Origin of the sequence: Corynebacterium liangguodongii (assembly GCF_003070865.1) — a bacterium.
Taxonomy (GTDB): domain Bacteria; phylum Actinomycetota; class Actinomycetes; order Mycobacteriales; family Mycobacteriaceae; genus Corynebacterium; species Corynebacterium liangguodongii.
The window spans coordinates 2,177,162-2,202,567 of record NZ_CP026948.1 but is presented as its reverse complement, the minus strand read 5'-3'; the positions used below and the strand labels follow the sequence as shown (position 1 = coordinate 2,202,567).

At 67.3% G+C, this 25,406-nt stretch carries 16 protein-coding genes; 10 read left to right on the top strand and 6 right to left on the bottom strand.

The features are described 5' to 3' along the window. The first annotated feature begins 13 nt into the window (after positions 1 to 13). The 9 genes from C3E79_RS10475 to C3E79_RS10435 all read left to right on the top strand — a co-directional run bounded on the left by C3E79_RS10475 (position 14) and on the right by C3E79_RS10435 (position 17,246). Positions 14 to 1,948 carry an alpha/beta hydrolase-fold protein gene (locus C3E79_RS10475; RefSeq protein WP_108404853.1) on the top strand — a complete coding sequence of 645 codons (1,935 nt, stop codon included), beginning with the start codon at positions 14 to 16 and terminating at the stop codon, positions 1,946 to 1,948. Positions 1,949 to 1,951: 3 nt separating this feature from the next. Continuing rightward, the gene (locus tag C3E79_RS10470) at positions 1,952 to 2,458 is read left to right on the top strand and encodes a hypothetical protein (RefSeq protein ID WP_108404852.1); all 507 of its coding nucleotides are present in this window, start codon (positions 1,952 to 1,954) and stop codon (positions 2,456 to 2,458) included. A 34-nt stretch (positions 2,459 to 2,492) separates the two neighbouring features. Beyond that, positions 2,493 to 3,425, top strand: coding sequence for a cutinase family protein (locus tag C3E79_RS10465; RefSeq protein ID WP_108404851.1), 933 nt, complete (start codon positions 2,493 to 2,495; stop codon positions 3,423 to 3,425). Between the two features lie 82 nt (positions 3,426 to 3,507). After that, on the top strand, positions 3,508 to 5,298 hold the full coding sequence (locus tag C3E79_RS10460; protein WP_108404850.1) for a FadD32-like long-chain-fatty-acid--AMP ligase: 1,791 nt from the start codon (positions 3,508 to 3,510) through the stop codon (positions 5,296 to 5,298). Positions 5,299 to 5,303: 5 nt separating this feature from the next. Then, positions 5,304 to 10,100, top strand: a complete 4,797-nt coding sequence (pks13, locus tag C3E79_RS10455) for a polyketide synthase Pks13 (protein WP_108404849.1) — start codon at positions 5,304 to 5,306, stop codon at positions 10,098 to 10,100. After that, entirely contained in the window at positions 10,084 to 11,625 is a 1,542-nt protein-coding gene (locus C3E79_RS10450; protein ID WP_108404848.1) for an acyl-CoA carboxylase subunit beta, read from the top strand. The genes pks13 and C3E79_RS10450 overlap by 17 nt, the downstream gene beginning before the upstream one ends. A gap of 396 nt (positions 11,626 to 12,021) precedes the next feature. After that, on the top strand, positions 12,022 to 14,178 hold the full coding sequence (gene betT / locus C3E79_RS10445) for a choline BCCT transporter BetT (RefSeq protein WP_244280435.1): 2,157 nt from the start codon (positions 12,022 to 12,024) through the stop codon (positions 14,176 to 14,178). Further along, complete coding sequence (locus tag C3E79_RS10440) at positions 14,166 to 15,659, top strand: aldehyde dehydrogenase family protein (protein WP_412778872.1); 1,494 nt, start codon at positions 14,166 to 14,168, stop codon at positions 15,657 to 15,659. The genes betT and C3E79_RS10440 overlap by 13 nt, the downstream gene beginning before the upstream one ends. Positions 15,660 to 15,686: 27 nt before the next feature. Then, a complete protein-coding gene (locus tag C3E79_RS10435; RefSeq protein WP_108404845.1) occupies positions 15,687 to 17,246 on the top strand; it encodes a GMC family oxidoreductase in 1,560 nt (519 codons plus the stop codon). On the opposite strand, the gene C3E79_RS10430 is transcribed toward C3E79_RS10435, so the two are convergent. From C3E79_RS10430 to trmB, 5 genes are read right to left on the bottom strand one after another with little or no spacing between them, the layout of a single operon-like run. Further along, positions 17,243 to 17,599, bottom strand: a complete 357-nt coding sequence (locus C3E79_RS10430) for a DUF3054 domain-containing protein (protein ID WP_412778871.1) — start codon at positions 17,597 to 17,599, stop codon at positions 17,243 to 17,245. The genes C3E79_RS10435 and C3E79_RS10430 overlap by 4 nt on opposite strands. Next, positions 17,596 to 18,564, bottom strand: coding sequence for a lysylphosphatidylglycerol synthase transmembrane domain-containing protein (locus C3E79_RS10425; RefSeq protein ID WP_235840676.1), 969 nt, complete (start codon positions 18,562 to 18,564; stop codon positions 17,596 to 17,598). Before C3E79_RS10425 ends, C3E79_RS10430 begins: the two co-directional genes overlap by 4 nt. A 17-nt stretch (positions 18,565 to 18,581) precedes the next feature. Beyond that, positions 18,582 to 20,885: an MMPL family transporter gene (locus C3E79_RS10420; protein WP_108404844.1), complete on the bottom strand. Its 2,304-nt coding sequence runs from the start codon at positions 20,883 to 20,885 to the stop codon at positions 18,582 to 18,584. Positions 20,886 to 20,905: 20 nt separating this feature from the next. Continuing rightward, entirely contained in the window at positions 20,906 to 21,595 is a 690-nt protein-coding gene (locus C3E79_RS10415) for an NYN domain-containing protein (protein ID WP_108404843.1), read from the bottom strand. A gap of 14 nt (positions 21,596 to 21,609) precedes the next feature. Then, on the bottom strand, positions 21,610 to 22,380 hold the full coding sequence (gene trmB, locus C3E79_RS10410) for a tRNA (guanosine(46)-N7)-methyltransferase TrmB (RefSeq protein ID WP_108404842.1): 771 nt from the start codon (positions 22,378 to 22,380) through the stop codon (positions 21,610 to 21,612). Positions 22,381 to 22,807: 427 nt separating this feature from the next. Between trmB and C3E79_RS10405 the strand changes: the two genes are divergently transcribed. Continuing rightward, on the top strand, positions 22,808 to 24,637 hold the full coding sequence (locus C3E79_RS10405) for a phosphoenolpyruvate carboxykinase (GTP) (protein WP_108404841.1): 1,830 nt from the start codon (positions 22,808 to 22,810) through the stop codon (positions 24,635 to 24,637). On the opposite strand, the gene C3E79_RS10400 is transcribed toward C3E79_RS10405, so the two are convergent. Further along, positions 24,634 to 25,404 (bottom strand): class I SAM-dependent methyltransferase, encoded by a 771-nt coding sequence (locus C3E79_RS10400; RefSeq protein WP_108404840.1) that lies wholly within the window; start codon positions 25,402 to 25,404, stop codon positions 24,634 to 24,636. The genes C3E79_RS10405 and C3E79_RS10400 overlap by 4 nt on opposite strands. Between the last annotated feature and the right edge of the window lie 2 nt (positions 25,405 to 25,406).

Here is a 25,406-nt window from a genome sequence, read left to right as displayed (position 1 = left end):
AGGCAGGACATCCATGCGTGAACTTCGTTCCCCGCGACCCTTCAAGGGCCGCAATTGGCTCATCGCGGCAGCGCTGCCGACCGTGCTGGTCGTCGGCGCCTCGGCTACCCCGGCCAACGGCCAGAGCAGCATCCCCGGGTTGTCCAGCTCCGGGTTATCCGACAACATCCGCCCGTCGGACCCGCCGAAGCGCACACCGATCGAAGTTGACCGAAACCCGCAGATTCCTGGCCTGCCCGCGGGCGTCTCCGTTGACCGCATTGAGTGGCTGACCAACCGCCGCGTCGCTGTCTTTATCCGCTCCGCCGCCATGCCGGAAGAGCTCATTCAGGTCCAGATCCTGCTCGCCCGCGACTGGCATTCCAACCCGCAGGCGAAGTTCCCGGAGGTCTGGGCGCTTGACGGCCTGCGCGCGCGAGATGACGAAAACGGCTGGACCATCGAGACCAACATCGAGCAGTTCTACGCCGACAAGAACGTCAACGTCATCCTCCCCGTAGGTGGCGAATCCTCCTTCTACTCCGACTGGCAGCGCCCGAACAACGGCAAGAACTACAAGTGGGAGACCTTCCTCACAAAGGAACTCGTGCCGGTGCTCGACAACGAGTTCCGCTCCAACGGCAAGCGAGCGCTCGTCGGCCTGTCCATGGGTGGAACCGCCGCGGTCAACCTCGCCGAGCGCAACCCGCACCTGTTCAGCTTCGTCGGATCCTTCTCCGGCTACCTCGACACCACGACCGCGGGCATGCCGCAGGCCATCGCGGCCGCGCAGTTGGATGCGGGCGGCTACGACTCGACCGCCATGTGGGGCCCGGCCGGCTCCCAGGACTGGATCGACCACGACCCGAAGCTCGGCATCGAAAACCTCAAGAACATGACGGTCTACGTCTCCTCCGGCTCCGGCCGGGACGATTTTGGCGAGGCAAACTCCGTGGCGCGCGGCCGGGCGAACCTGGCCGGTGTTGGCCTCGAGGTTATCTCGCGGATGTCCACCCAGACCTTCGTGAGCCACGCCGAGAAGGCCGGCGTGGAGCCGATCGTCCGCTTCCGCCCCTCCGGCGTGCACTCCTGGGAGTACTGGCAGTTCGAGATGACCCAGGCGTGGCCCTACATCGCCGACTCCCTCCAGCTCTCTCAGGCCGACCGCGGCGCGGACTGCCTGCCCATCGGCGCGATCGCCGAGGCGACGAAGTCCGGCATCATCGGCACCTGCGTGAACAACGAGTACGACGTGCCCGGAGGCAAGGCCGAGGACTTCCGTGGCGGAACCGCGTACTGGAGCCCGGAGACCGGCGCGCACGCACTCTTTGGCGCGATTCTTGCGCGCTACGCCGAGTTCGGCGGCCCGCAGGGCTGGCTCGGTTTCCCGCTGACCGGCGAGACGGTCGCCCCAGATGGGAAGGGCCGATTCGTGCACTTCCAAAACGGCTCCATCTACTGGACTCCGGAGACCGGCGCGCACGCCATCCCCGGCGACATGTTCAAGGAGTGGGGTCACTCCGGCTACGAGCGCGGCCCGCTGGGCTACCCGGTCGAGGAGGCCAAGCAGGTCGGCAACGGGTTCGTGCAGAAATTCCAGGGTGGCTACCTCACTCGCAACCCCGATGGCAGCAACGCCATCGTCCACGGCGCCATCGGCGCGAAGTACGCGGAGATGGGCACGGCGACCTCCGAGCTCGGCTACCCCAAGGGCGGCGAGCGCGCGGTGAGCGGCGGGTTCTTCCAGGAGTTCGAGAAGGGCAACATCTACTGGTCGCCGTCGAGCGGGGCCCACGCTATCTACTACGGCGAGATTTTCGATGCCTGGGGCAAGGAGCGCTGGGAGCAGGGCCGCCTCGGCTGGCCGACCTCGGATATGAGGGCGATCCCGGCCGGCGGGCTCACCATCGACTTCCAGCACGGCTCGCTTGACCAGGTCAACGGCCGCGTCGTTGAGCGGGGGCGGTAGGCCATGGCGCGGACCCGCGCACCATATGCCGCCGCGCTAGCGCTCGCGGCAGCGACCCTGACCGCGTGCGGCTCGAGCACGGTGGAGAGCTCCGAGGTGGCCGGGACGACGGCGAGCGCCTCGCCGTCGGCGGAGACGCCGGCGCCGGCGTCAACTGGGGCGTCGTCAAGCACGGCACCCTCGAGCAGCACATCGAGTAGTCCCCGGTCGAGCGCGGCGCCGGCACCTGCGGGGGCGGACCAGCCCGCCCAGGAGGTCGACTCCGTGCCCGAGCAGGCCTCGGCCTACACGCCGGAGGAGCAGGCCTACCTGGAAGCGCTCAGAAATAACGGAATCAACGTCGACGGCGTTGAAGACCAACTCACAGGCACGGGGTTTAGTGTCTGCGAAGGAAATACCATTACTCGTGACGCGGTGTCGGGCCAGCTCGTCGAGCAGCGCCGTACCGACCAAGCGTTCGACGCGTTGAACAAGCTTATCGACGACTCCGCGCACGAGCACCTCTGCTAACCGCGGGCCCCGCCCGCCTGTGTAAGGAGCATTCGTGCGAAAGCTGCTCATCGTGGTCTCCGCCATCGTCGTCATCGCGCTCATCGCCGTCGGCATCGCCCAGTGGCGCGCGGGGCGCGGCCCCGGCGTCGAGCCGCCGACGGCGCAGCCCCCGGCCCCGGCGCCTGAGGTCCCCGCGGAGCCCGAGTGGTGCCCGGCCGTGCAGTTCGTCGCCATCCCGGGCACGTGGGAGAGCTCGCCTGGGGACGACCCCTTCAACCCCCAGGCGAACCAGCTCAGCTTCATGCTCTCGATCACCCGCCCGCTCCAGCAGGCCTACGACATCAACCGCGTGAGGGTGTGGACGACGCCGTACACGGCGCAGTTCCGCAACATCCAGACCGAGCAGGGGCGCCGCGAGATGTCGTACGACGACTCGCGCAACGAAGGCACCGCGCGCACGAACGGCGAGCTCGAGTTCGTTGCAGCGACGTGCCCGACGACGAAGTTCATCATCGCCGGGTTCTCCCAGGGCGCGGTGATCGCGGGCGATATCGCCAACCAGATTGGTACCCGCCAGCACGCCGTGGCCCCGGAGCGGCTGCTCGGGGTGGTCATGATCGCTGACGGCCGCCGCGAAAACGGGGTGGGGATTAACCCCGGGGCGCCCGTGGGCGGAATCGGCGCGGAAATCGCCATGAAGCCCCTGCAAGGGCTGGCCAAGGCGGTCACCCCGGGGGCGACGATGAGGGGCCCGCGCCCCGGTGGGTTCGGGGAGGTCTCCGACCGCGCGTTTGAGATCTGCGCGCCGAACGATTCGATTTGCGACGCACCCCAAGATTTGGGCACGCTCGCCGCGCGCGCCGGCGATTTGATGCTGGCCAACGGCATCCACGCCCAGTACGCGACCAACCCGGATGTGATTCCCGGGACAACGGCGCCGGCATGGACGGTAGATTGGGCGCGTGGGGTGATCGACGCCCAGTAACACGTTTTACCGAGAAACAATATACTTACCGGGCCGCGCGCGGCCCGAGAGCACCCGCAACCGCACCGACCGAAGGAGTTTCATGGACCTCGATGTGATCATCCAGCGCTTTATCAACGAAGACGGCGACATTGTGCTGCCCGACAACTTCACCATCCCGGCGCTCGCCGAGATGCTGCACTTTATGGGCGCCCAGATGGGCAAGCTGGACGAGCCCAACATCAGGTACTGGGACTATTCGGGCAGCTCCGAAGGGGAGCTGCGGATCTACTCGCGCCGGGAGGTCAACACCCGCATCAAGGCCGTCGCGGCGCGCCTCATGCAGGTGGGCCAGCCCGGCGACCGCGTGGCCATCCTCGCCCCCAACTCGCCCGAATACCTCTTCGGGTTCATGGGCGCACTCTACGCCAGCCAGGTGCCCATCCCCCTCTACGACCCGAACGAGCCCGGCCACGGGGAGCACCTCAAGGCGGTGCTGGGGGATTCGCGCGCAAAGACCGTGCTCACGAACAAGGCCGGGGCGCCCGCGGTCCGCGCATACTTCGCGGAACAGCCGGCTGCCCAACGCCCGCGCATCCTCTCGGTCGATTCCCTGCCCGATTCGCTTGCGGAGTCGTGGGTGCCCATCGAGACCCCGGAGGGCACCGATACCGCACACCAGACGTCTTTCCTGCAGTACACCTCGGGTTCGACCCGTATGCCCGCCGGCGTGGTATTGACCAACCAATCCGTGGTCACCAACGTCATTCAGATCTACACCGCGGCGAAGCTCAAGCAACCGCTGCGCGCCGCGCTGTGGCTACCGCTGCACCACGACATGGGCATCATCGTCTCCATGCTGCTCGTCGTCTTGGGCAACGAGGTGGAGATCATGGCGCCGCGCGATTTCATCCAGCAGCCGAAGCGCTACATCGACCAGCTCTCTCGCCGCGAAGACGATCCGGAGGATATCCACGTCTACTCCGTCGTGCCCAACTTTGCCCTCGACCTCGCGGCGCGCTACGCCCGCCCGGGCGAACCCGAAGATATTGACCTCTCCGTCGTGGAGGGGCTCATCATCGGCTCCGAGTCCGTTACCCAGGCTGGCGTGGACGTGTTCATGAATGCCTTTGGGCCCTCCGGCCTGCGCTTGGGCGCCTTGCGCCCAGGCTATGGTCTGGCGGAGGCGACGCTGATTGTCAACCTCGCCGACGAGCCGCGCTTTACCACATTCGACCGCGCCGAGCTTGCGGCCGGGAGGATCGTTGAATCCGCGGACGGGATCCCCATGGCCTCCACGGGCCGCCCGGTAAAGTGGATGCACTTGGCCATCGTGGACCCCGAGACCCGCAACGAGGTGCCGGAGGGCGCGGTCGGCGAGCTGTGGATCCACGGCGCTAACGTCGCCGGCGGCTACCTCGACCGTGATGAGGAGACCCGCGAGGCCTTCGACAACACCATCAACGAGACGATCCAGCCGGGCCTGCCGAAGGAGAAGTGGCTGGCCACCGGCGACCTCGCCGCCGTCCACAACGGGGAAGTCTATATCACTGGCCGCCTCAAGGAGCTCGTCGTCGTCGCCGGGCGCAACCACTACCCGCAGGACATCGAGGCCACTGTCATGGGGGCCAGCGACCACGTCCGCCCGGATTCCGTGGCGGCGTTCGCAGTGCCGGGCGAGGACGTTGAGCGACTCGTCATTTTCGTCGAGCGCGCGGAAGAGGCAGGGGAAGACGGCGACGCCGCGGCCGAGGACGCGATCCGCGCGGCGGTGACCTCGACCCACGGGATTTCCCCGGAGACCATCGAGTTCTACGCCCCGAACGAGATCGCGCGCTCGTCCTCGGGCAAGATTGCCCGCCGCGTGAACATGAAGAAATTTCTGGAGCGATAGGCTGAATGCTTGTGAATGACACCGAACTGACTACCTGGCTGCGTAAGTGGATCGCCGGATCCACGGGACTAGACGTGGAGAAGGTCGATCCGACCCAGCCCTTGGAGTCGTTCGGGCTGTCCTCGCGCGACGCGGTGGTCATGTCTGGTGAGCTTGAAAACCTGCTGGGTAGGCGCGTCGACCCGACCATCGCTTACCAGTATCCCACGATCGCGGCGCTCGCCGAGGCGCTCACCACGGCCCCGCCCGATCGGGGGTTGGGGGCGTCGGTGGGGCGTCGATACGCGAGCGCGGATCCCGCCGAGCGCGACATCGCGATCGTGGGCACCGCGGGCCGCTTCCCCGGCGCGGCGAGCGTGCCCGAGTTCTGGAACGTGCTTATCGACGCCACAGTGACCACTGGCCCGCTGCCCGAGGGCCGCTGGTCCGAATACGACGGCGACCCCGTCGTGCGGGCGCAGCTGGCCGAGGCCAACACCGCGGGTGGCTACCTCGCCGACATCGCCTCGTTCGACAACGAGTTCTTCGGGCTCAGCCCGCTCGAGGCGACGAACATGGACCCGCAGCAGCGGATCATGCTCGAGCTGGCCTTCGAGGCACTCGAGGACGCGCACATCCCGGCAAGCCGCCTGCGCGGCCTGCCCGTCGGCGTTTTCGTCGGCTCCTCCAACAACGACTACGGCATGCTCATCTCCGGCGACCCCTCGCAGGCGCACCCCTACGCGCTCACGGGGTCGTCCTCCGCCGTCATCCCGAACCGCATCTCCTACGCGTTCGATTTCCGGGGCCCCTCGGTCAACGTGGACACGGCGTGCTCGTCCTCGCTGGTCTCCACCCACCACGCGGTGCGGGCGCTGCGCGACGGCGAATGCGATGTCGCGCTCGCCGGCGGGGTCAACATCCTGGCCAACCCGTTCGCCTCGTTGATGTTCTCCGAGCTCGGCGTGATCTCCCCGACGGATCGCATCCACGCCTTCTCCGACGACGCCGACGGCATCGTGCGCTCGGAAGCGGCCGGGTTTGTCGTGCTCAAGCGGGTGGCGGACGCCATGCGCGACGGCGACGAGATCCTCACGGTGATCAAGGGATCCGCCACGAATTCCGACGGCCACTCTAACGGGCTGACCGCCCCGAACCCGGACGCGCAGGTCGACGTGCTGCGACGCGCCTACGCCGACGCTGGCATCGACCCGGCGCAGGTCGACCTCGTTGAGGCACACGGCACGGGCACCATCTTGGGCGATCCGATCGAGGCCACCGCGCTCGGCACGGTCCTCGGCCACGGCCGCACGTCGGCCACCCCGCTGCTGCTGGGATCGTCGAAGTCAAACATCGGCCACTCCGAATCCGCCGCCGGCGCGGTGGCGCTGATCAAGGTCGTCGAGGCCCTCAAGCATGACACCATCCCGGCCTCGGTGAACTTCGCCGGCCCCAACCGCTACATCGACTTCGACGCTGAGCACCTCGAGGTTGTGGAGGATCCCCGCGAGTGGCCGCGCTACTCGGGCCGACGCATCGCGGGTGTGTCCGGATTCGGCTTCGGGGGGACGAACGCGCACGTCGTGGTCACGGATTTCGACCCGGCCGACTACGCCGGGGGTGATGCGCAGGAGGCCGCGCCGGCCGGAGAGCTGGCAGACGGCTCGGGCGTCGCCCTTGCGGTCTCCGGCCACCTGCCGTCGCGGCGCAAGGACGCGGCCGCGGCGCTCGCCGACTACCTTGAGGCGCACCCGGAGGCGGACCTCCCCTCCGTGGCGCGCTCTCTGGCGCGGCGCAACCATGCCCGCTCCGCTGCCGTGGTCCAGGCCAAAGACCGCAAGGAGGCAATCGCCCGGCTCCGCCTCGTTGCCGAGGGCAAGTCCGCCCCCGGCATCGCCGTGGCGGACGCGCCGACCGCGATGGGGCCCGTATTCGTCTATTCCGGCTTCGGCTCGCAGCACCGCAAGATGGCCAAGCGGCTCATCGAGCTCTCGCCGCTCTTCCGGCGCCGAATGGAGGAGCTCGACGAGGTGGTGAAGTTCGAATCTGGCTGGTCGATGCTCGAGATCATTGCAGACGACGAGCGCACCTACGACACTCAGACTGGCCAGGTCACCATCACCGCGATCCAGATCGCGCAGACGGACCTGCTGGCAAGCTTCGGCATTACGCCCGCGGCGACGATGGGCATGTCGATGGGCGAGATGGGCGCCGCCTACGGTGCCGGCGGGCTCACCGCCGAGGACGCCGTGCGCGTCGCCTGCCACCGCGCCCGCCTCATGATCGAAGGCGAGGAGCAGATTGCGGGCACGGATGCGGAAGGCGCGATGGCCGTCGTCGAGCTCGGGCGGCAGGAGCTCGCCGAGTTCGTGGCGGGCCACCCCGAGGCCGCCGGCGTCGAGCCGGCCGTCTACGCCGGTCCCGGCATGACGACGGTCGGCGGGCCTGCGAAGGCCGTCGACGTGCTCGTGGAAGCGCTCGACGGCGCGGGGAAGTTCGCGCGCAAGCTGCAGGTCCGCGGCGCCGGGCACACGAGCATGCTCGACCCCATCATGGGAGACCTCGCCGCCGAGCTGGCCGGGCTCTCCGGGAGCCCGTTGCGCGTCCCGCTGTATTCCTCCGTCGACCGCGGCGTGGTCTACCCCGCGGGAGCCACGGTGCACGACGACGAATACTTCCTGCGGATGACGAACAAGCCGGTCTATTTCCAGGACGCCACGGAGGCCGCGCTTGCGGCCGGCCACACCACCTTCATCGAAATCGCCCCGAACCCGGTGGCGCTGATGGGGATGATGAACACCGCCTTCGCCGCGGGCAAGCCCGATGTGCAGCTGCTCTACACCACCAAGCGCAAGGTCGACGAGGTGGAATCGCTGCGCGAGATCGCCGCAAAGCTCTACGTCCAAGGCGTGGATGTGGACTTCAGCGGCTTCTTCGGGCCGGGCCGTCGCCTCGCAGCTCCCGCAACGCGGTTCAAGCGCAGCCACCTGTGGACGCAGGCGCGCCCGCTCTCCGCGGCGGAAACCCTGCTGGGCAAGAAGGTTGTCTTGCCCACCGGGGAGTCGGCCTTTTCCGTGAGCGCCGACGCCGTCTTTAGCCCGCAGCAGCTCATCGAGGCCGTGGCGGGCGAAGCACATAAAGGCGCGGGTGCGGGTTCAGTTGCGGTCAGGGAGCACGGGGTGCTGCCCGCGCGCGGCGAGCTCACCGCCATCGCCTCCCCGTCGCTCGGCGGAACCGGCGTCAAGCTCTATCACGGCGCAGAGCTCGTGGTGGAAGGCTTCGTCGCCGCGAGCGCAGCGGGTACCGAGGAGAGCACTGCGGAAAACACCGTGGAAAACACCGCGGAGAACACCGCGGCGCAGCCCGCCCCGTCTGCTGCAGGCGGGGCCGGTGGGGGCGACGGCATCGAGGTCGTGCGCTGGGACCCGGCCTCCGGGGAGAGCGTGGAGCAGCGGCTGCGCGCCATCGTCTCCGAGACGATGGGATACGACGCCGACGACCTGCCCGACGAGCTACCGCTGATCGACCTCGGGTTGGATTCGCTGATGGGCATGCGCATCAAAAACCGCATCGAGAACGATTTCCAGATCCCGCCGCTGCAGGTGCAGATGCTGCGCGACGCCTCCGTTGCCGACGTCATCTCCGTTGTGGAGCAGGCGGTTCAAGGCCGCGAGGCGGCCGCGCCGATGGCATATAACTCAGACCACCGGGACCCGGCTTCCGAGGTAGCGAAGGCGAAGGCGGGCGGGGTCGGCGTCGCCCCGCGCGACGCTTCCGAGCGGATGGTCTTCGGCGCGTGGGCGAAGTACGCCGGCGCCGCAGCGGCCGGGGTGACCTCGCCGCTGCCCGAGATCAGCAGCGAGGTGGCCGGGCAGATCGCCGCGCACCTCAGCGAGCGCTCGGGCATCGAGGTCACCGCCGAGCAGGTGCGCGCGGCCGAGACGCTGGAGCCGCTGGCCAACGCGGTCCGCGAGGGGCTGGAGACCCCGGTGGACGGCAATGTGCGGGTGTTCAGGGAGCGCGGCGAGGGCGTCGATAAGCCGAGCGTGTTCCTCTTCCACCCGGCGGGCGGGTCGAGCTCCGTCTACGAGCCGCTCTCGCGCCGCCTCGCCGCCGACGTCCCCGTCTACGGCATCGAGCGGCTTGAGGGGCCGCTGGAGGAGCGGGCTGCGGCCTATCGTGCAGACATCGAGCGGCTCTCCGCCGGCCAGCCCGTGGTGCTGGCGGGCTGGTCCTTCGGCGGAGCGCTGGCCTACGAGGTCGCCCACCAGCTTGGAAACGACAAGGTGGCCTTCATTGCGCTGCTGGATACAACCCAGCCGGCCCACCCGAGCCCGAACACGCCGGAGGAGACGCGGAAGCGCTGGGGGCGCTACGCGCAGTTTGCGAAGGAGACCTACGGGCTCGAGTTTGAGGTGCCCTACGAGCTGCTCGACAGCGCAGGGGAAGACGCCGTGCTCGCCATGCTCGGTGAGTTTCTAGCCACCACGGATGCCTCCGAGCACGGGCTCGCCGCGGGCGTGCTCGAGCACCAGCGGGCGTCCTTTGTGGATAATCAGATTCTTGGCAACCTCGATATGACCCGTTGGGCCGACGTCGAGGTCCCCGTGCTGCTCTTCCGCGCGGAGCGCATGCACGAAGGTGCGATCATGCTCGAGCCGGCCTATGCCGAGATTGACGAGGACGGGGGCTGGGGCATTATCGTGGATGACTTGGAGATCGTCCACCTGCCGGGGGATCACCTCGCGGTGGTGGACGAGCCGGCGGTGGGGATCGTCGGCAAGCATATGAACGATTGGATTGATAATGTCAACCGCCGCTAAGCTCGCCGACCTGCGGGCACGCCTGGACAAGGCACAGGACCCAGGCTCGGAACGCGCGCGCAAGAAGCGTGACGACGCCGGGCAGACCACCCCGCGCCAGAGGATCAACGCGCTGGTCGACGAAGGCAGCTTCGTCGAAATTGGGGCGCTGGCCCGCACCCCGGGCGACCCCGATGCGGTCTATTCCGACGGCGTGGTCACCGGCTACGGCCGAGTCGACGGCCGCCCCGTCGCGATCTACGCTCACGACAAGACCGTCTACGGCGGCTCCGTCGGCGTGACCTTCGGCCGCAAGGTCACCGAGGTGATGGAGATGGCGATCAAGATCGGTTGCCCGCTCATCGGTATCCAAGACTCCGGCGGCGCCCGCATCCAAGACGCCGTGACTTCGTTGGCCATGTATTCGGAGATCGCGCGACGCCAGCTTCCGCTCTCCGGGCGCTGCCCGCAGATTTCCATCATGCTGGGCAAATCGGCCGGAGGCGCGGTCTACGCGCCGGTGACGACCGACTTCGTCGTCGCAGTCGATGGACAGGCGGAGATGTATGTCACCGGGCCGGCCGTGATCCGGGAGGTCACCGGCGAGGACATCAGCTCCGCGGAGCTCGGCGGGGCCGCGCAGCAGGAACTCAACGGCAACGTCTCCGCCGTGGTTGGCACGGAGGAGGAGGCCTTCGACTACGTGCGTGATCTCCTCTCCCTCCTGCCTACCTCGACGTTCGATGACTCGCCGGTGGCCTGGGCGCCCGCGGACGACGAGCTCGACGACTCCGCGCTCGATACCTTCATGCCCGACGACACCAACGCCGGCTACGACATGATGGATCTGCTCGTCCAGCTTGGAGACGACGACGACCTCGTCGAGGTCCAGGCGAACTACGCGGAGAACATGATCTGTGCCCTCGGGCGCATCGATGGTCGGACGGTGGGGTTCATCGCGAACAACCCCATGCACTATGCCGGTTGCATCGACGCCGATGCCGCCGATAAGGGATCGCGCTTTATCAACATTTGCGACGCCTACAACATCCCGTTGATATTTGTCGTGGATACCCCCGGCTACCTGCCCGGCGTGGAGCAGGAGCGGGTCGGGCTCATCCACCGCGGCGCGAAGTTCGGTTTCGCCCTGGCCACGGCCACGGTGCCGAAGATCTCGCTCATCGTGCGCAAGGCTTACGGCGGGGCGTACGCGGTGATGGGGTCGAAGAACCTCACCGGTGATATCAACCTTGCCTGGCCCACGGCGCAGATCGCGGTGATGGGCTCGGCCGCGGCTGTGGTGATGATCCAGGGTAAGCAGCTCGCGGCCGTGGAGGATCCCGCGCAGCGCGAGGCGATGAAGAAGATGTTCATGGACTTCTACGACGAGAACATGACCTCGCCGTACGTTGCCGCGGAGCGCGGGTTCATTGACGCGATGATCCAGCCTTCCGACACGCGCCTTGCTTTGCGACGCGCCCTGCGCCAGCTCTCCACCAAGCAGGCCTCCGACCTGCCGAAGAAGCACTCGATCAGCCCGCTCTAACCGATGTAACGAATCGTTTCGGTGCGGCGATGTAGGGGGAGATTGACATTGCCCACTTCCCAGAAAGGCCAAGCATCCATGCTCTCTAGCGCACTCGATATCGCGGGCGACCTGATCAACAACGTGATCTGGTTCATCGGCGGTCTCTTCTCCGGCAACCCGTTCTACAACTGGGGTTCCTCCTTCAAGTAAGGACCTCGCGAAAAAGAGGGGCAGGGGTTTCCTGCCCCTCTTTTTCGCGCCCGCGAGATGGCACCGGGCAGGCGTGAGCTTTCCGGGTACAGTCTCATAAAGGTGTACCTATTCGGGGTCCTGCGCGGTTCGGCACCCGCCCCCCGAGACGTCGTCGTTGTGTAAGGAGAGTTGTTGTCTTCCACCGCGCCTCACGCAAGGCCTGTGCACGCGAAAGTGAATTGGCCGGTGTGCGCGACCACCGGCGCGCTCGTCGTAGCGTTCGTCGTGTTCTCGGCCGTTTTTCCAGAGCAGGCGGAGCGCTGGATCTTTGGTTCGATGGACTTTATCGCCGCCAACCTCGGGTGGTACTACGTCTTGACGGCAGGCGTCATCGTCGTCTTCGTCCTCGCCGTGGCCCTGAGCCGGGTGGGGGAGACGCGCATGGGGCCGGACCACTCGCGCCCCGAGTATCGTCTCTTTACCTGGACGGCGATGCTGTTCGCCGCGGGCATCGGCGTTGATGTCATGTTTTTCTCCATCGCGGGCCCCGCCACGAACTTCCTCACTCCCCCGGATGTTGCTCCGCTGTCGGAAGAGGCCGCCCGGATGGCCACCATCTGGACGATGTTCCACTATGGCATCCCGGGGTGGGCGATGTATGCGCTCATGGGGGTGGCCTTGGGCCTCACGTCGTACCGCTACCACCTGCCGTTGTCGATCCGCTCGGCGATCGCCCCGCTGTACGGTTCGCGGGTGAAAGGGGCCGCGGGGGACGCCGTGGACGTCGCGGCCACGCTCGGCACGATGTTCGGCATCGCGACATCGCTGGGCATCGGCGTGGTGTTTCTCAACTACGGGCTCACCGAGCTGATCGGGCTGCCGCACGACCTGGGCGTGTGGGCGGCTCTCATCGTCATATCGGTTGCCGTCACGTGCATCTCGGCGGTCTCGGGCGTGGACAAGGGTATCCGCAGGCTCTCGGAACTCAACGTCTGGCTGGCTATCGCGCTGCTGGTCTACGTCCTCCTCGCCGGCAAGACCGCCACGCTGCTCAACCAGCTGGTACAAAACATCGGGGATTTCTTCAGCCGCTTCCCCGGCATGCTTCTGAACACCTTCGGCTACACCGAGGGGCTGGCCGAATACCCCGCGGCGCAGTGGCAGCAGGACTGGACGCTGTTCTTCTGGGCGTGGTGGATCGCGTGGGCGCCGTTCGTCGGGTTGTTTTTGACGCGCATTTCGCGGGGGAGGACCTTGCGCGAATTCATCCTCGGGGTCCTCCTCATCCCGTTCGGGTTCATCGTGCTGTTCATCTCGATCTTCGGGAACTCAGCGCTCGGCTTCTTCCGCGCCGGCAACGCGGAGTTCTTGGAAGAAGCTGTCGCGCAGCCCGAGTCCGGCTACTTCAACCTCTTGAGCCAATACCCGGGCTCGACGGTGCTCATCGCCTTGGCTGTGATCGTTGGCTTCTTGTTCTACGTCACCTCCGCCGACTCGGGGTCTCTCGTGATGGCGAACATGACCAGCCACGCGAGCCTCGAGGACTCCGACGGCGCCCCCTGGCTGCGGATCTTCTGGGCCGTCGTGACCGGCGCGCTCACCTTGGCGATGCTGTTTATCAACGGCGTCTACACCCTCCAGGCGGCAACGGTGCTCATCGGCCTGCCTTTCTCCGTCGTTCTCTACCTCCTCATGGCCAGCGTGGTGAAGGTGCTGCGCACGGAGCGCAAATCCCTCGAATCCCGGTACCGCTCCTTTTCGTACCTGATCGGGGACCGCACGGCCTCCCAAGAGGCCCTCTCGTGGCGCCGTCGGCTCTCCCGTGGGATGACCTTTCCCACGGCGAAGAGGGCCAGCGAGTTCCTGCTCGAGACCGCGGCGCCGGCCGTGGAAGAGGTCGGCGCGGAGCTCGAGCGCCTCGGCACCCGCGCGACAGTCACGCGTGGGACCGCGGAGGATACGGGCCTGCCGTACATTGACCTTTCGGTGAGCTTCCCGCAGCAGGAGGACTTCAAATACCAGCTCGCCCCGGTGGCGCGGCCGATGCCCAGCTACGCCCCCCGCGTCGATGCCGGCCGCGATGTGTACTACTCCGTCGAAGTTTTCACGGCGCGAGGCACGCGCGGGCGCAACGTCATGGGGTATACGAAGGACCAGATCATCGCCGATGTGATCGACGATTTCGAGCGCCACGTCGCGTTCATGGACATCAACGGCAGCGACGGGCCGCTGCTTGCCGACGCCTCTGCGCCGCCCCCCACCACGTGGTGGCAAGTCGGGGAGCCCGTCTCCGAGCAGGCGGGTACCGTGGACCCCGCACAGCAGCCCAGCGAAGCGGAGAAGGAACACAGCTACACAGCTAAGGAGTGGCATTCTTGACAAGCAACAACGCAGAGACGCTGTTTATCGACGGGGCCTGGGCCCCGGCGGAAAACGGCGCGACCCGCACCATCATCTGCCCCGGAACGGGGGAAGAGGTCGGGACCGTATCGGAGGGAACCCCCGCCGATGCGCGGCGCGCCGTCGCTGCGGCGAAGCGCGCTTTCGACGACGGGGCCTGGCGTAGGACCCCTGCGGCGGAGCGGGGCGATTTCTTGCTGCGGGTGGCGGCGGAGATGGGGCGTCGAAAAGCGGAATTCGCGCGAGCGGAGGCCTTGGACACGGGCAAGCGGCTGGTCGAAGCCGAGGCGGACATGGACGATATCGCCTCGTGCTTCAGGTATTTTGGCAAGATCGCCGATTCCCACCCGGGCCGCCTCGTCGATGCGGGCAACCCCGCGGTGATCAGCCGAGTCGTCTACGAGCCGGTGGGGGTGTGCGGGCTGATTACCCCGTGGAACTTCCCGCTCCTCCAGGCGAGCTGGAAGATTGCCCCGGCGCTCGCGGCGGGCAACAGCTTCGTCATCAAACCCTCGGAGCTCACTCCGCACACGACACTGCTGATCGCCGAGGTATTAAACGATCTTGGCCTGCCGCGCGGCGTTGCCAATGTGGTGACGGGGACCGGGGCGGATGTCGGCGCCGTGCTCACGTCGCACGAGGATGTCGGCATGGTCTCGTTCACCGGCGGGCTTGCCACAGGGCGTGCGATCGCCGAATCCGCCGCGAAGACCGTGAAGAAAATCGCCCTCGAGCTCGGGGGGAAGAACCCCAACGTGATCTTCCCCGACGCCGACTACGACGCCGCGCTGGATAACGCGCTCAACGCCGGATTCCTCGATTCGGGCCTCGTGTGCTCGGCGGGGACCCGGCTTATCGTCCACGAGTCGATAGCGCGGCGCTTTGTCGATGATCTCGTGGAGCGGGCCAACTCCATCGTGATGGGCGGGCCGTTCGACGAATCCGCGCAGACCGGCCCGCTCATCTCGAAAGAACACCGCGACAAGGTCACGGACTACGTCAACCGCGGGGTGGCGGCCGGGGCGCGCCTGCGCTGCGGGGGTCACTGGGGTGGGGCCGAGCACGAGGCGGGCTTCTTCTACGCCCCGACGGTGCTCGATGAGTGCACGCGCGATAACCCCGCGGTGCAAGAAGAGGGCTTCGGCCCGGTGATTACGGTGGAGACGTTTCGGACGGAGGAAGAGGCCATCGCCATCGCCAATGATACGATGTATGGTCTGTCTGGGGCCGTGTGGACTACCGATATGGCGACCGCGAACCGCGTCTCTCGGGCGCTGCAGCACGGCACGGTCTGGATCAACGACTACCACCCCTACATCCCCCAGGCGGAGTGGGGAGGGTTCAAGATGTCCGGCATCGGCCGTGAGCTTGGCCCCAGCGGACTTGAGGAATACCAGCAGGCCAAGCACATCTATCACAACACGGAACCGGCCGTGACCGGCTGGTTCCCAAAGGCCTAGGAGCGCGAAAAAGGAGAGATGATACGTATGCGTGATTCCTACGATTACATCGTCGTCGGGGGCGGGTCGACTGGGGCAGTGATCGCCGCCAGGCTCTCCGAAGACCCCTCCGTCACCGTCGCGTTGCTGGAGGCGGGGCCGGACGACGCCGACTGCGAAGAGGTGCTCTCCCTCAAGCGATGGCCCGATCTGCTGGAATCGGGCCTCGATTGGGACTACCCGGTCGAGCCGCAGGAAAACGGCAACTCCTTCATGCGCCACGCGCGCGCGAGGGTGCTCGGCGGGTGCTCCTCGCACAACTCCTGTATCGCGTTCCACCCGCCCGCAGAGGACCTCCAGTTGTGGGAAAAGCTCGGAGCGACGGGGTGGGGGCCGAACGAGATTCTGCCGCTGATCAAGCGGATGGAGTCAAACTCGCGCGAGGGAGATGACTATGGGCACGAAGGCCCGGTCGAGCTCATGGACGTGCCGCAGACGGACAAGGTCGGGCTTTCGCTTCTCGACGCCTGCGAGCAGGCGGGCATCCCCCGCCGCCAGTTCAACACGGGCGAGACGGTAACAACGGGCGCAGACTTCTTCCAAATCTCCTCCCACGCAGACAACACGCGCTCGTCGTCCTCGGTGTCCTACCTCCACCCGATCCGCGATCGCGAGAACCTCGACATTCTTACCGATACCTGGGCCACCCGCGTCCTTTTTGACGGCACCGAAGCGACCGGGGTCGAGTACCGCAAGGACATGTTCAACCGTAAGGCGAGCATCCGCGCCGAGCGCGAGGTCATCATCTCCGCCGGCGCAATCAACTCGCCTCAGCTCCTCATGCTCTCGGGCATCGGGCCGAAGGAGCACCTGGAGTCCTTCGGTATCGAGGCACTTGTGGATTCCCCCGGGGTGGGCTCCAACCTGCAGGACCACCCGGAGGTGGTCATCCAGTTCGAGACGAACGTCGAGATGGTGCGCGATTCCACACAATGGTGGGAAATCGGCATCTTCGCCCAGATCGACGCCGACGCCAGCGACGCCGGCCTGCCGGATGTGATGATGCATTACGGCTCGACGCCCTTCGACATGCACACCGCCCGGGCCGGGTACCCCTTCGCCGATGAGGCCTTCGCGCTCACCCCCAATGTCACCCACGCACGCTCCCGCGGGACCGTGCGCCTGCGCTCGGCGGACTACCGCGACAAGCCGCGGGTCGACCCGCGCTACTTCACGGACCCGGAGGGCTACGACATGCACATCGCGGTGGAGGGGATCAAGCTCGCCCGCAAGATTGCCTCCCAGCCCGCGCTCGCCGGGGTGATCAAGCGCGAGCTTTCCCCGGGGCCGGGCGCTCTTAGCGACGCCGATATCGCCGCCTACATCACCAAGACCCATAACACCGTCTACCACCCCGCCGGCACGGTGCGCATGGGATCGCCCGATGACGAGCTCTCCCCGCTCGACCCGGACCTGCGGGTGAAAGGCGTTCATCGCCTGCGCGTCGCCGATGCCTCCGTCATGCCCCAGCTCACGGCGGTCAACCCCAACATCACCTGCTACCTCATCGGCGAGCGGGCGGCACAGCTCATCGCGGGCGCCCGTTAGCGGGCGCCCGCCCTACGGCGCAGGGCCAGGCGGGCGAGGCCGCGCCAGCCGAGCATGAGCGCGGCGGAGACGGTGGAGGCGACGATGACAAACGAGATGTGGGGCAGCTTGTCGCGGTAGAAGCCCCAGATGACCAGGCCGACGGCGACGGTGATCAGCCAGATCAGCACCCCGCGGTCCCGGCGCAGCACGAGCCATGCCAGGGCGAGCCCGGTGGCGAAGGGAAGAAACGTCTCGAGCCAGCCGAGGAAGGTAAACGGCATGTCCTCGGATTGGTGCGCGGCGCGGGCAAGCAGAGCGAAGGCCGCGATGGCGACGTAGTCGGCCGCGACGGCGTAGCTTTTCTTCATCATGGCCTCAACATTAGCCCCCGCCCGGCGTAGGCCACGAAGTAGACGACCCAGCCGGCGGCGGTGATGAAGGCGAAGGATATGGCGCGGTAGATCAGGGTGGCCGCTGTGGCGTCGACAAGCGAAAAGCCGCTGGCGACGAGCGAGGCGGCGGCGATGGACTCGACCGTGCCCACCCCGCCCGGCGTGACCTGCGCGGAGCCCGCCAGCTTGGTTATGATAAACGCCAGAGTGACCGCGCCGAGCGGTGCGGAGGGCACGATGGCGAGGCAGCACAGCCAAAACACCGAGAGGTCGAAGAGGCGATTGAGCAGCGAATACATGGCGGTGAGGGTGAAGCGGGTGCGCGTCATGCGGATGCGGGCGACCTGGTCGATGACCTCGACGAGCTTCGCCCGGGCGCGCTCGGGGGCCAGGGCGGCCCAGCGCCGCAGCCGCCCCGGGTGGCCGGTGGCCCACCACAGCGCCGCCATGGAGAGCAGGGCGGTGGCGAGCGAGGCGGCCAGGGCGGCGGGGGAGAGCTGGGCGCCGAAGAGCAGCGCGGTGGCCACGCCGATGAGGATGAGCCACACGGTAGACAGCGCGCCGGAGAGGACGAAGAACCAGCCGCACACGCCCTCGGTCGCTCCCCAGCTGCGCTGCACGCGGTAGGTCAGCCAGGCCGAGAACGCGGGGCCGCCGGGTAAGGTGGTGGACCAGGAGTTCGACGCCAGGGTGATCGCGGTGCACGGCCAGATCCCCGTGACGCGGCGCTCGACGTTTAAGAGCAGCTCCATCACCGCGGCCATGGCGAGAATGGAGGCCACAGCGCAGGCGAGCGCGGCGGCCACCGGGCCGGGGTCCGCCCGCCCGAGCGCGTCAAAGGCGTCCGCGATAAAGCCCAGCTTGTCCCGGAAGATGAAGGCGATGACCGCCATGACGGCCAGCGGGGCGCCCCAGCGCAGCCATTGGGCAGCGGAGATCTTCACCGGGACATCCACCCCCTCTAGCGGTCTCTGGATTCGTTCGAGAGCCGTTTGATGAGATCTTCGAAGGCGATGAGCTCACGGTTTTCTTCGATGCTCACGCCGCCGCGCACCGGGGCGGCGTCGACGACGGTGTCGGCGACCATGAGCTCGCGCTGCTTGCGGTGCCCAGGCGGCAGCGCCAGGGGGGAGCCGTCGGCGGGGTCAGAGTGTTCGCCGAGGATCGCGTAGGCGCGTTTGACCCACCGCGGCGCCCACCAGTTGTCCTCGCGCAGCAGGTGCATCACGGCGGGCACGAGCATGAGGCGGATGATCGTGGCGTCGAGGGCGAGGGAGAAGATCATGCCGTAGGCGATGTATTTCATCATGACGATCTCGCTCATCGCGAACGCCGCGGCGACGACGATCATGATCGCGGCGGCGGCGGTGATGATCCCGCCGGTGTGCGCGGTGCCGTAGGCGATGGCCCCGTCCGTGGAGGCGCGGTTGTGGCGCGCTTCCACCATGCGCGAGACGAGGAAGACCTCGTAGTCGGTGGACAGGCCGTAGAGGATGGCGATGATGAGCACGAGCACGGGGCTCATCATGGGGCCGGGGGTGAAACCGAGGAGCCCGGAGCCCAGGCCGCCAACGAAGACGAGGGTGAGGAACCCGAGCGTCGCCCCGATGCCGAGCAGGTTCATGATCACGGCCTTGGCGGGCAGGATCAGCGAGCCGAAGAGCAGTGCCATGAGGATAAACGTCGCGGCGACCATGTAGAGCGCCATCCACGGCAGGCGCCCGAGCAGGGCCTCGATCGATTCGACCTCCATGGCGGGTGTGCCGGCGACGTAGAGCTCAACGCCCTCGGGCGCCTCGATGGCGCGCAGCTGCTTGACGACGTCCGCGCCGGCGTTCCGGTCCTCCAGCGGCGCTGCGAGGATCGTGGTGCCGTCCTTCGTCGGGTGCGACGGCGCCAGCGGGGACGCCAGCCCGGTGACCTGGCGCGCCTGCATGACAACGTCTACCAGTTCGTTGTTATCCGCTCCCGTGACCACGAGCTTGACGGGGTCGGTGCGGAAGGCGGGGAAGGCCTGGTTGAAGGCGTCCTGGGCCTGGCGGGTGTCCTGGCTCGGCGGGAGGTAGGACTCGTTGATGCCGCCGAAGGAGATGCCGACGACCGGGATGGTCAGCAGCGTGAGCGCGAGCGCGGAGCAGGCGACGACGGCCTTGGCGTGGCGCATTGCCCAGCGGGGGGCGCGGTACCACACGGAATCTTCCACCTGGCGGGCGCGCCTTGAGGTCCTGCGCACCGCCCACATGTCGATGCGGGAGCCGAGCAGGCCGAAGAGGGCGGGCAGGACGGTGACCGATATCAGCGCGGCTAGGGCCACCGCGGCGATCGCGCCGTAGGCGACAGATTTGAGGAAGGCCTGGGGGAACATCAGCAGGCCGGAGAGCGCGACGCCGACCATGAGGGCGGAGAAAAACACGGTCTTGCCCGCCGTGGCCGTGGTTACCGCGACGGCTTGCTCGACGTCTCGGCCCCGGTCGAGCTCCTCGCGGAAGCGCGAGACCATGAACAACCCGTAGTCGATGGCGAGGCCGAGGCCGAGCAAGGTGATGACGGATTGGGAGAAGACGTTGACCTGCTGGTACTGGGCCAGGATGGAGAGCAGGCTCAACGAGCCGCCGATGGAGAGCACCCCGACGATCAGCGGCATCGCCGCCGCGACGACGCCGCCGAAGACCCACAGGAGGATCAGGGCGACGAAGATCAGGCCGACCTTTTCGGCGCGGGCGATGTCGTTGGACATGCCGTCGTCCAGCGCGTCGGCGACGGCGGTGGCGCCCGCGATGCGCGCGTTCGCGCCCTCGGGAAGCTCGATGTCGCGCAGCGCGGGCTCGATGGTGCGGAAGTCCTTCAGCGTCTGCTCGCCGTCGCCTGCCAGGCTGATCGCGGCGAATGCCTGTGTGCCGTCCGCCGTGACCTGCTGCTGGTTGGGGGAGTCGAAGTAGCTCGAGATGGAGTCAATCTCGGCGGGGAAGCGCTCCTTGAGCTGGGAGATCTGCCGGTGCGCCTCGTCGAACACGGGGCCCTTGGTCACCCCATTGGGGGAGCTGACGAGCACGATGACGTCGCCGGAGTTGTCGCGGCCGAAGGTCTCGAGCTCGATCGCCGCCGCGGCGGTGGAATCGGCCCCCGGGTCCTCCCAACCCTCCTGGGAGAGCCGCTCGGCGAGCTTGGAGCCGAAGAACACCTGCATCACGACGATGAGCGTGATCACGACTACCGGGATGACCCGGCGGTGCCGGTGGGCGAAGATGCCCCACGTATAAAACATGCTGCGCTCGCACCTCCCCTCTAGGCGTGGTTCGCGCCGCTGCGGGAATTGAGCAGCGAGCTCAGCGGCCTAAACGGCTGCAGCCATGCGCCCTCGTCGGGCAGTGCGTCGAGGTTGACGCGCGGCAGCGGCTCGCGGAACACGCCCGGGATGTCTTCGAGGTCAACGAAGTCGAACCGGGGGTTTGTCACCGCCCAGGAGGCGTGCTCGTGGAAGCCGATGACGGTGACCGGGATCGAGTCCTCAAGCAGGTCCTCGATCATGGGCTGGAAGTTCTGTCCGTCGGCGGAGGCGACGACGAGGCCGCGCAGCACCCCCTCGTCGCGCCGGCGCGTGATGTGGGCGAGCATGTCCTTATCGACGTCGGAGGCGTCGTCGATCTTCGGCTTGGCAAAGACGGCGAAGCCGACGTTGCGCAGCGCCTCGACCCAGGGGCGCACGACGTCCGCGCCCTGCGGCGCGATGTTGGTAAAGACGGTCGCCTCCGGTTCGACCGGCTCGCCCTGGGCCGCGGCGGCCTCGTCGGCCTTAGAGATGAGCCAGCGCCCGATGGCGTCGAAACGCGGGCGGTAGGCGGCGGTGGGCCGGCCGCCGAGGATGGCCCCGAGCCCCATGTCCAGGTTGGGGGCGTCCCACACCAGCAGGTAGCTATCGGGCCCCTTCTGGGCGCCGGGGGAGTACGGGTGGGTGATTTCGTGGAGGTCGTTCATGCTCATAATCCTGCCTACTTTTTCGTCCAAAGGTACTCGCGGATGGTGTGGTCTTTGTCGAGGCCCTTGCCCTCGAACTTGGTGATGACTTGGCGGTCGGTGAGGACGGGGGCCTCCGGCCACGGCCACCCCTTGTACTCGAGCAGCGGTTCGACGTGGGCAAGCTCGTCGATCCAGGCGGCATAGTCGGCGTGGTCGGTGGCGACGTGCAGCACGCCGCCGGGCTTGAGGCGGGTGGCGATGAGGTTGAGCGTGCCGGATTGGATAATGCGGCGCTTGTGGTGGCGGGCCTTCGGCCACGGGTCGGGGAAGAAGATGCGCACCCCGTCGAGCGATGCGGGCTCACACATGCGGGCGAGCACCTCGACGCCGTCGCCGCGGATCATTCGGACGTTGTCGATTCCTTCGCGCACGAGAGAGCCGAGCAGCTTGGCCAGGCCAGGTTTGTAGAGCTCGACGGCAATAATGTTGGTATCGCGCTCGAGCGGGGCCATCGCGGCGGTAGATGTGCCGGTGCCCGAGCCGATCTCGACGATCGTCGGGTGGCCCGCGCGCCCGAACCATGCGTCGACGTCTATCACCGTGTCCTCCAAGACGCGGCCGAGGCGGGGCCAGTGGGCGTTAAAGAGCGCCTCCTGGTTCTCGGTGAGGGTCCCGCGGCGGAAGGTGACCGAGCCGAGGCGTGGGTAGTCGAGGCCGGTGTCGAACTCGGTTTGGAGCGGCCGGCCGGGGGGAAGTTCGCCCGTTGCTGGGCGGGAAGTTTGAGAAAAATTAGAGTTAGGCATCACGTTAATTGTCCATATGACGTGGGCAGATGCAAGTTTGGGTAGGGGCGGGCCTCGGGTCTGTACTTGACGGGCGACATTACCCCTATGTGGGGGTAGAAACCGGTCATCGAGTGCTCCGGGAAATGTTTGACCCGGGCGAGTTTCCCGTTTTCCCTGGGTGGGTGCCGTTTCCCGTGGTCGCGGCCGGTGGGCTCTACCCCCATCCGGGGTTACGGTCCGGGGGTAGACGGGGCCCGGGCCCGTGGGATGCGTCACTGGTTATACCCGTATTGGGCGCGGCAACGCGCGCGGTTGTTCCAGCGAGCAGACGTTTTCGATAGTCTGGTTACCTACGGAAAAACTTTCCGCGTGACGGATCCGGAAATAACCAGTCGGGGCGCCAGTGCCCCGGCGTAAGACGCGACGACAAGTACGGGAGAGCACTATGACCGCCGCTATCAAGGGGTTGACGCAGGACGCGCCAACCGACAACGAGCACCTGATTTCCTGGGTGGCCGAGGCTGAGGAGCTGTTCCAGCCCGACAGGGTGGTCTTCGTCGATGGGTCCCGAAGCGAGTGGGATGCCTTCGCGGCGGATCTGGTGGAGAAGGGGACGCTCATCAAGCTCGACGAGGCCAAGCGCCCTAACTCCTTCCTTGCGCGCTCCAACCCCTCCGACGTCGCCCGCGTCGAATCGCGCACGTTCATCGCCACCGAAGAGGAAGCTGATGCGGGCCCGACCAATAACTGGATGAAGCCCGAGGCCCTCAAAGAGGAGATGCGCGAGCACTTCCGCGGCTCCATGAAGGGGCGCACCATGTACGTCGTCCCGTTCTGCATGGGGCCGATCACGGACCCGGAGCCGAAGCTCGGCGTCCAGCTGACGGACTCGGAATACGTCGTGATGTCCATGCGGATCATGACCCGCATGGGCACCGAGGCACTGGAGAAGATCGAGGGAGATAACTTCGTCCACTGCCTCCACTCCGTCGGTGCGCCGCTCGAGGCGGGCGAAGAGGACGTCGCATGGCCGTGCAACGAGACGAAGTACATCTCCCAGTTCCCCGCGACCAAGGAGATTTGGTCGTTCGGTTCCGGCTACGGCGGCAACGCGATCTTGGCCAAGAAGTGCTACGCGCTGCGCATCGCCTCCGTCATGGCCAAGGAGGAGGGCTGGATGGCGGAGCACATGCTCATCCTCAAACTCACCTCCCCGGAGGGGAAGAGCTACCACATCGCGGGGGCGTTCCCTTCGGCATGCGGCAAGACCAACCTGGCCATGATCACCCCGACGCTGCCCGGCTGGAGCGCCGAGGTTGTCGGAGACGACATCGCCTGGATGCACCTGCGCGAAGATGGCCTCTACGCCGTGAACCCGGAAAACGGTTTCTTTGGCGTCGCCCCGGGCACGAGCTACGGGTCCAACCCGATTGCCATGCGCACGATGGAGGCGGGCAACACCTTGTTCACCAACGTCGCGCTCACGGACGACGGCGACATCTGGTGGGAGGGCATGGACGGCGAGGCCCCGGCCCACCTCATCGACTGGCGCGGCAACGACTGGGAGCCTGGCTCCGGGCGCGACGCGGCCCACCCGAACTCGCGCTACTGCGTGCCCATCGAGCAGTGCCCGACGGCCGCGCCCGAGTTCAACGACCCGCGCGGGGTGAAGATCGACGCGATCCTCTTCGGCGGTCGCCGGCCCGATACCGTCCCCCTGGTGACCCAGGCCCGCGATTGGGAGCACGGCACGACCATCGGCGCGATGCTCTCTTCGGGCCAGACCGCCGCCTCGAGCGAGGCCAGCGTGGGCACCCTGCGCCACGACCCGATGGCGATGCTGCCGTTCATGGGCTACGCCGTGGGCGACTACTTCCAGCACTGGCTTGACATGGGGGCCAAGGGCGGCGAGCGCATGCCGGCGATCTTCCTGGTCAACTGGTTCCGCCGCGGCGACGACGGCCGCTTCCTGTGGCCGGGGTTCGGCGAGAACTCCCGGGTGCTCAAGTGGATCGTCGACCGCATCGAGGGCACCGTCGGCGCCGAGGAGACCGTCGCGGGCTACACCGCGCGGGCCGAGGACCTTGACCTCGAGGGGCTGGAGACCCCGCTTGCGGATGTCCAAGAGGCCCTCTCCGCGGACCCGGAGGCCTGGTCGAGCGACGCCAAGGATTCCCGCCGCTACCTCGAGGGCCTGGGTGGCCGCGTGCCGCGCGAGATCTTCGCGCAGCTCGACGCGCTCGAGGCGCGCATCGCGGCGGCAACCGGCAACTAAGCCGGGCCGCCGCTGCCCCCGGGCGCGCGCAGCACCACCACGAGGTTGGAGGTGGCAAATTCGCGCAGGAGGGGCACCTTTGCCACCCACCACGCCCACCGCGGGTGGTAGCGCGGGAAGGCGAATCGCATAAGCCCCGTGGAGCGCGCCCAGCGCAGGCCGTCCGCGGCGCTCACGGCGAACAGCGAGCTGCCCCAGACGTTTTTCGGCTCTCGGCCGTGCCGCCTCTCGTAGCGGCGCCGCGCGAACTCGCCGCCGACATAATGCGGCCACAGCCCCGTCTCGTGGCCGCCGAACGGGCCCAACCAGACGGTGTAGCTGAGCACGACGAGCCCGCCGGGGGAGCACACCCGGATCATCTCCTCGCCCATCTCCCGCCAGTTCGGGATGTGCTCGGCGACGTTTGAGGAGTAGACGACATCGAAGGAGGAATCGGCAAAGGGGAGGGCCGCGCCGTCGCCGCGCACCGCGCCGTAGCCGCTCAGGCCGGCCGCGGTGAGCTCGGATACGTCCGGTTCGAGGCCGACATAGGAGGCGCCGAGCCTGGCGAATTCTGCGGCGTAGTAGCCGGGGCCGCCGCCGACGTCGAGGACGGAGGCTCCCGGCAGGCGCGAGCCTGTGAGGTCGGTCCACAAGGCGTCGATAAGCTGCGCGGTATCGCGCGCTAGCCCGCCGTAGAAGATGCCCGGGCGATACTGCTCGTAGCTAAACGAGCGCAGGAGGCGAAGCGAACGGGAAAGCGTGGCTAGCCGACGGGTACGGTACACAC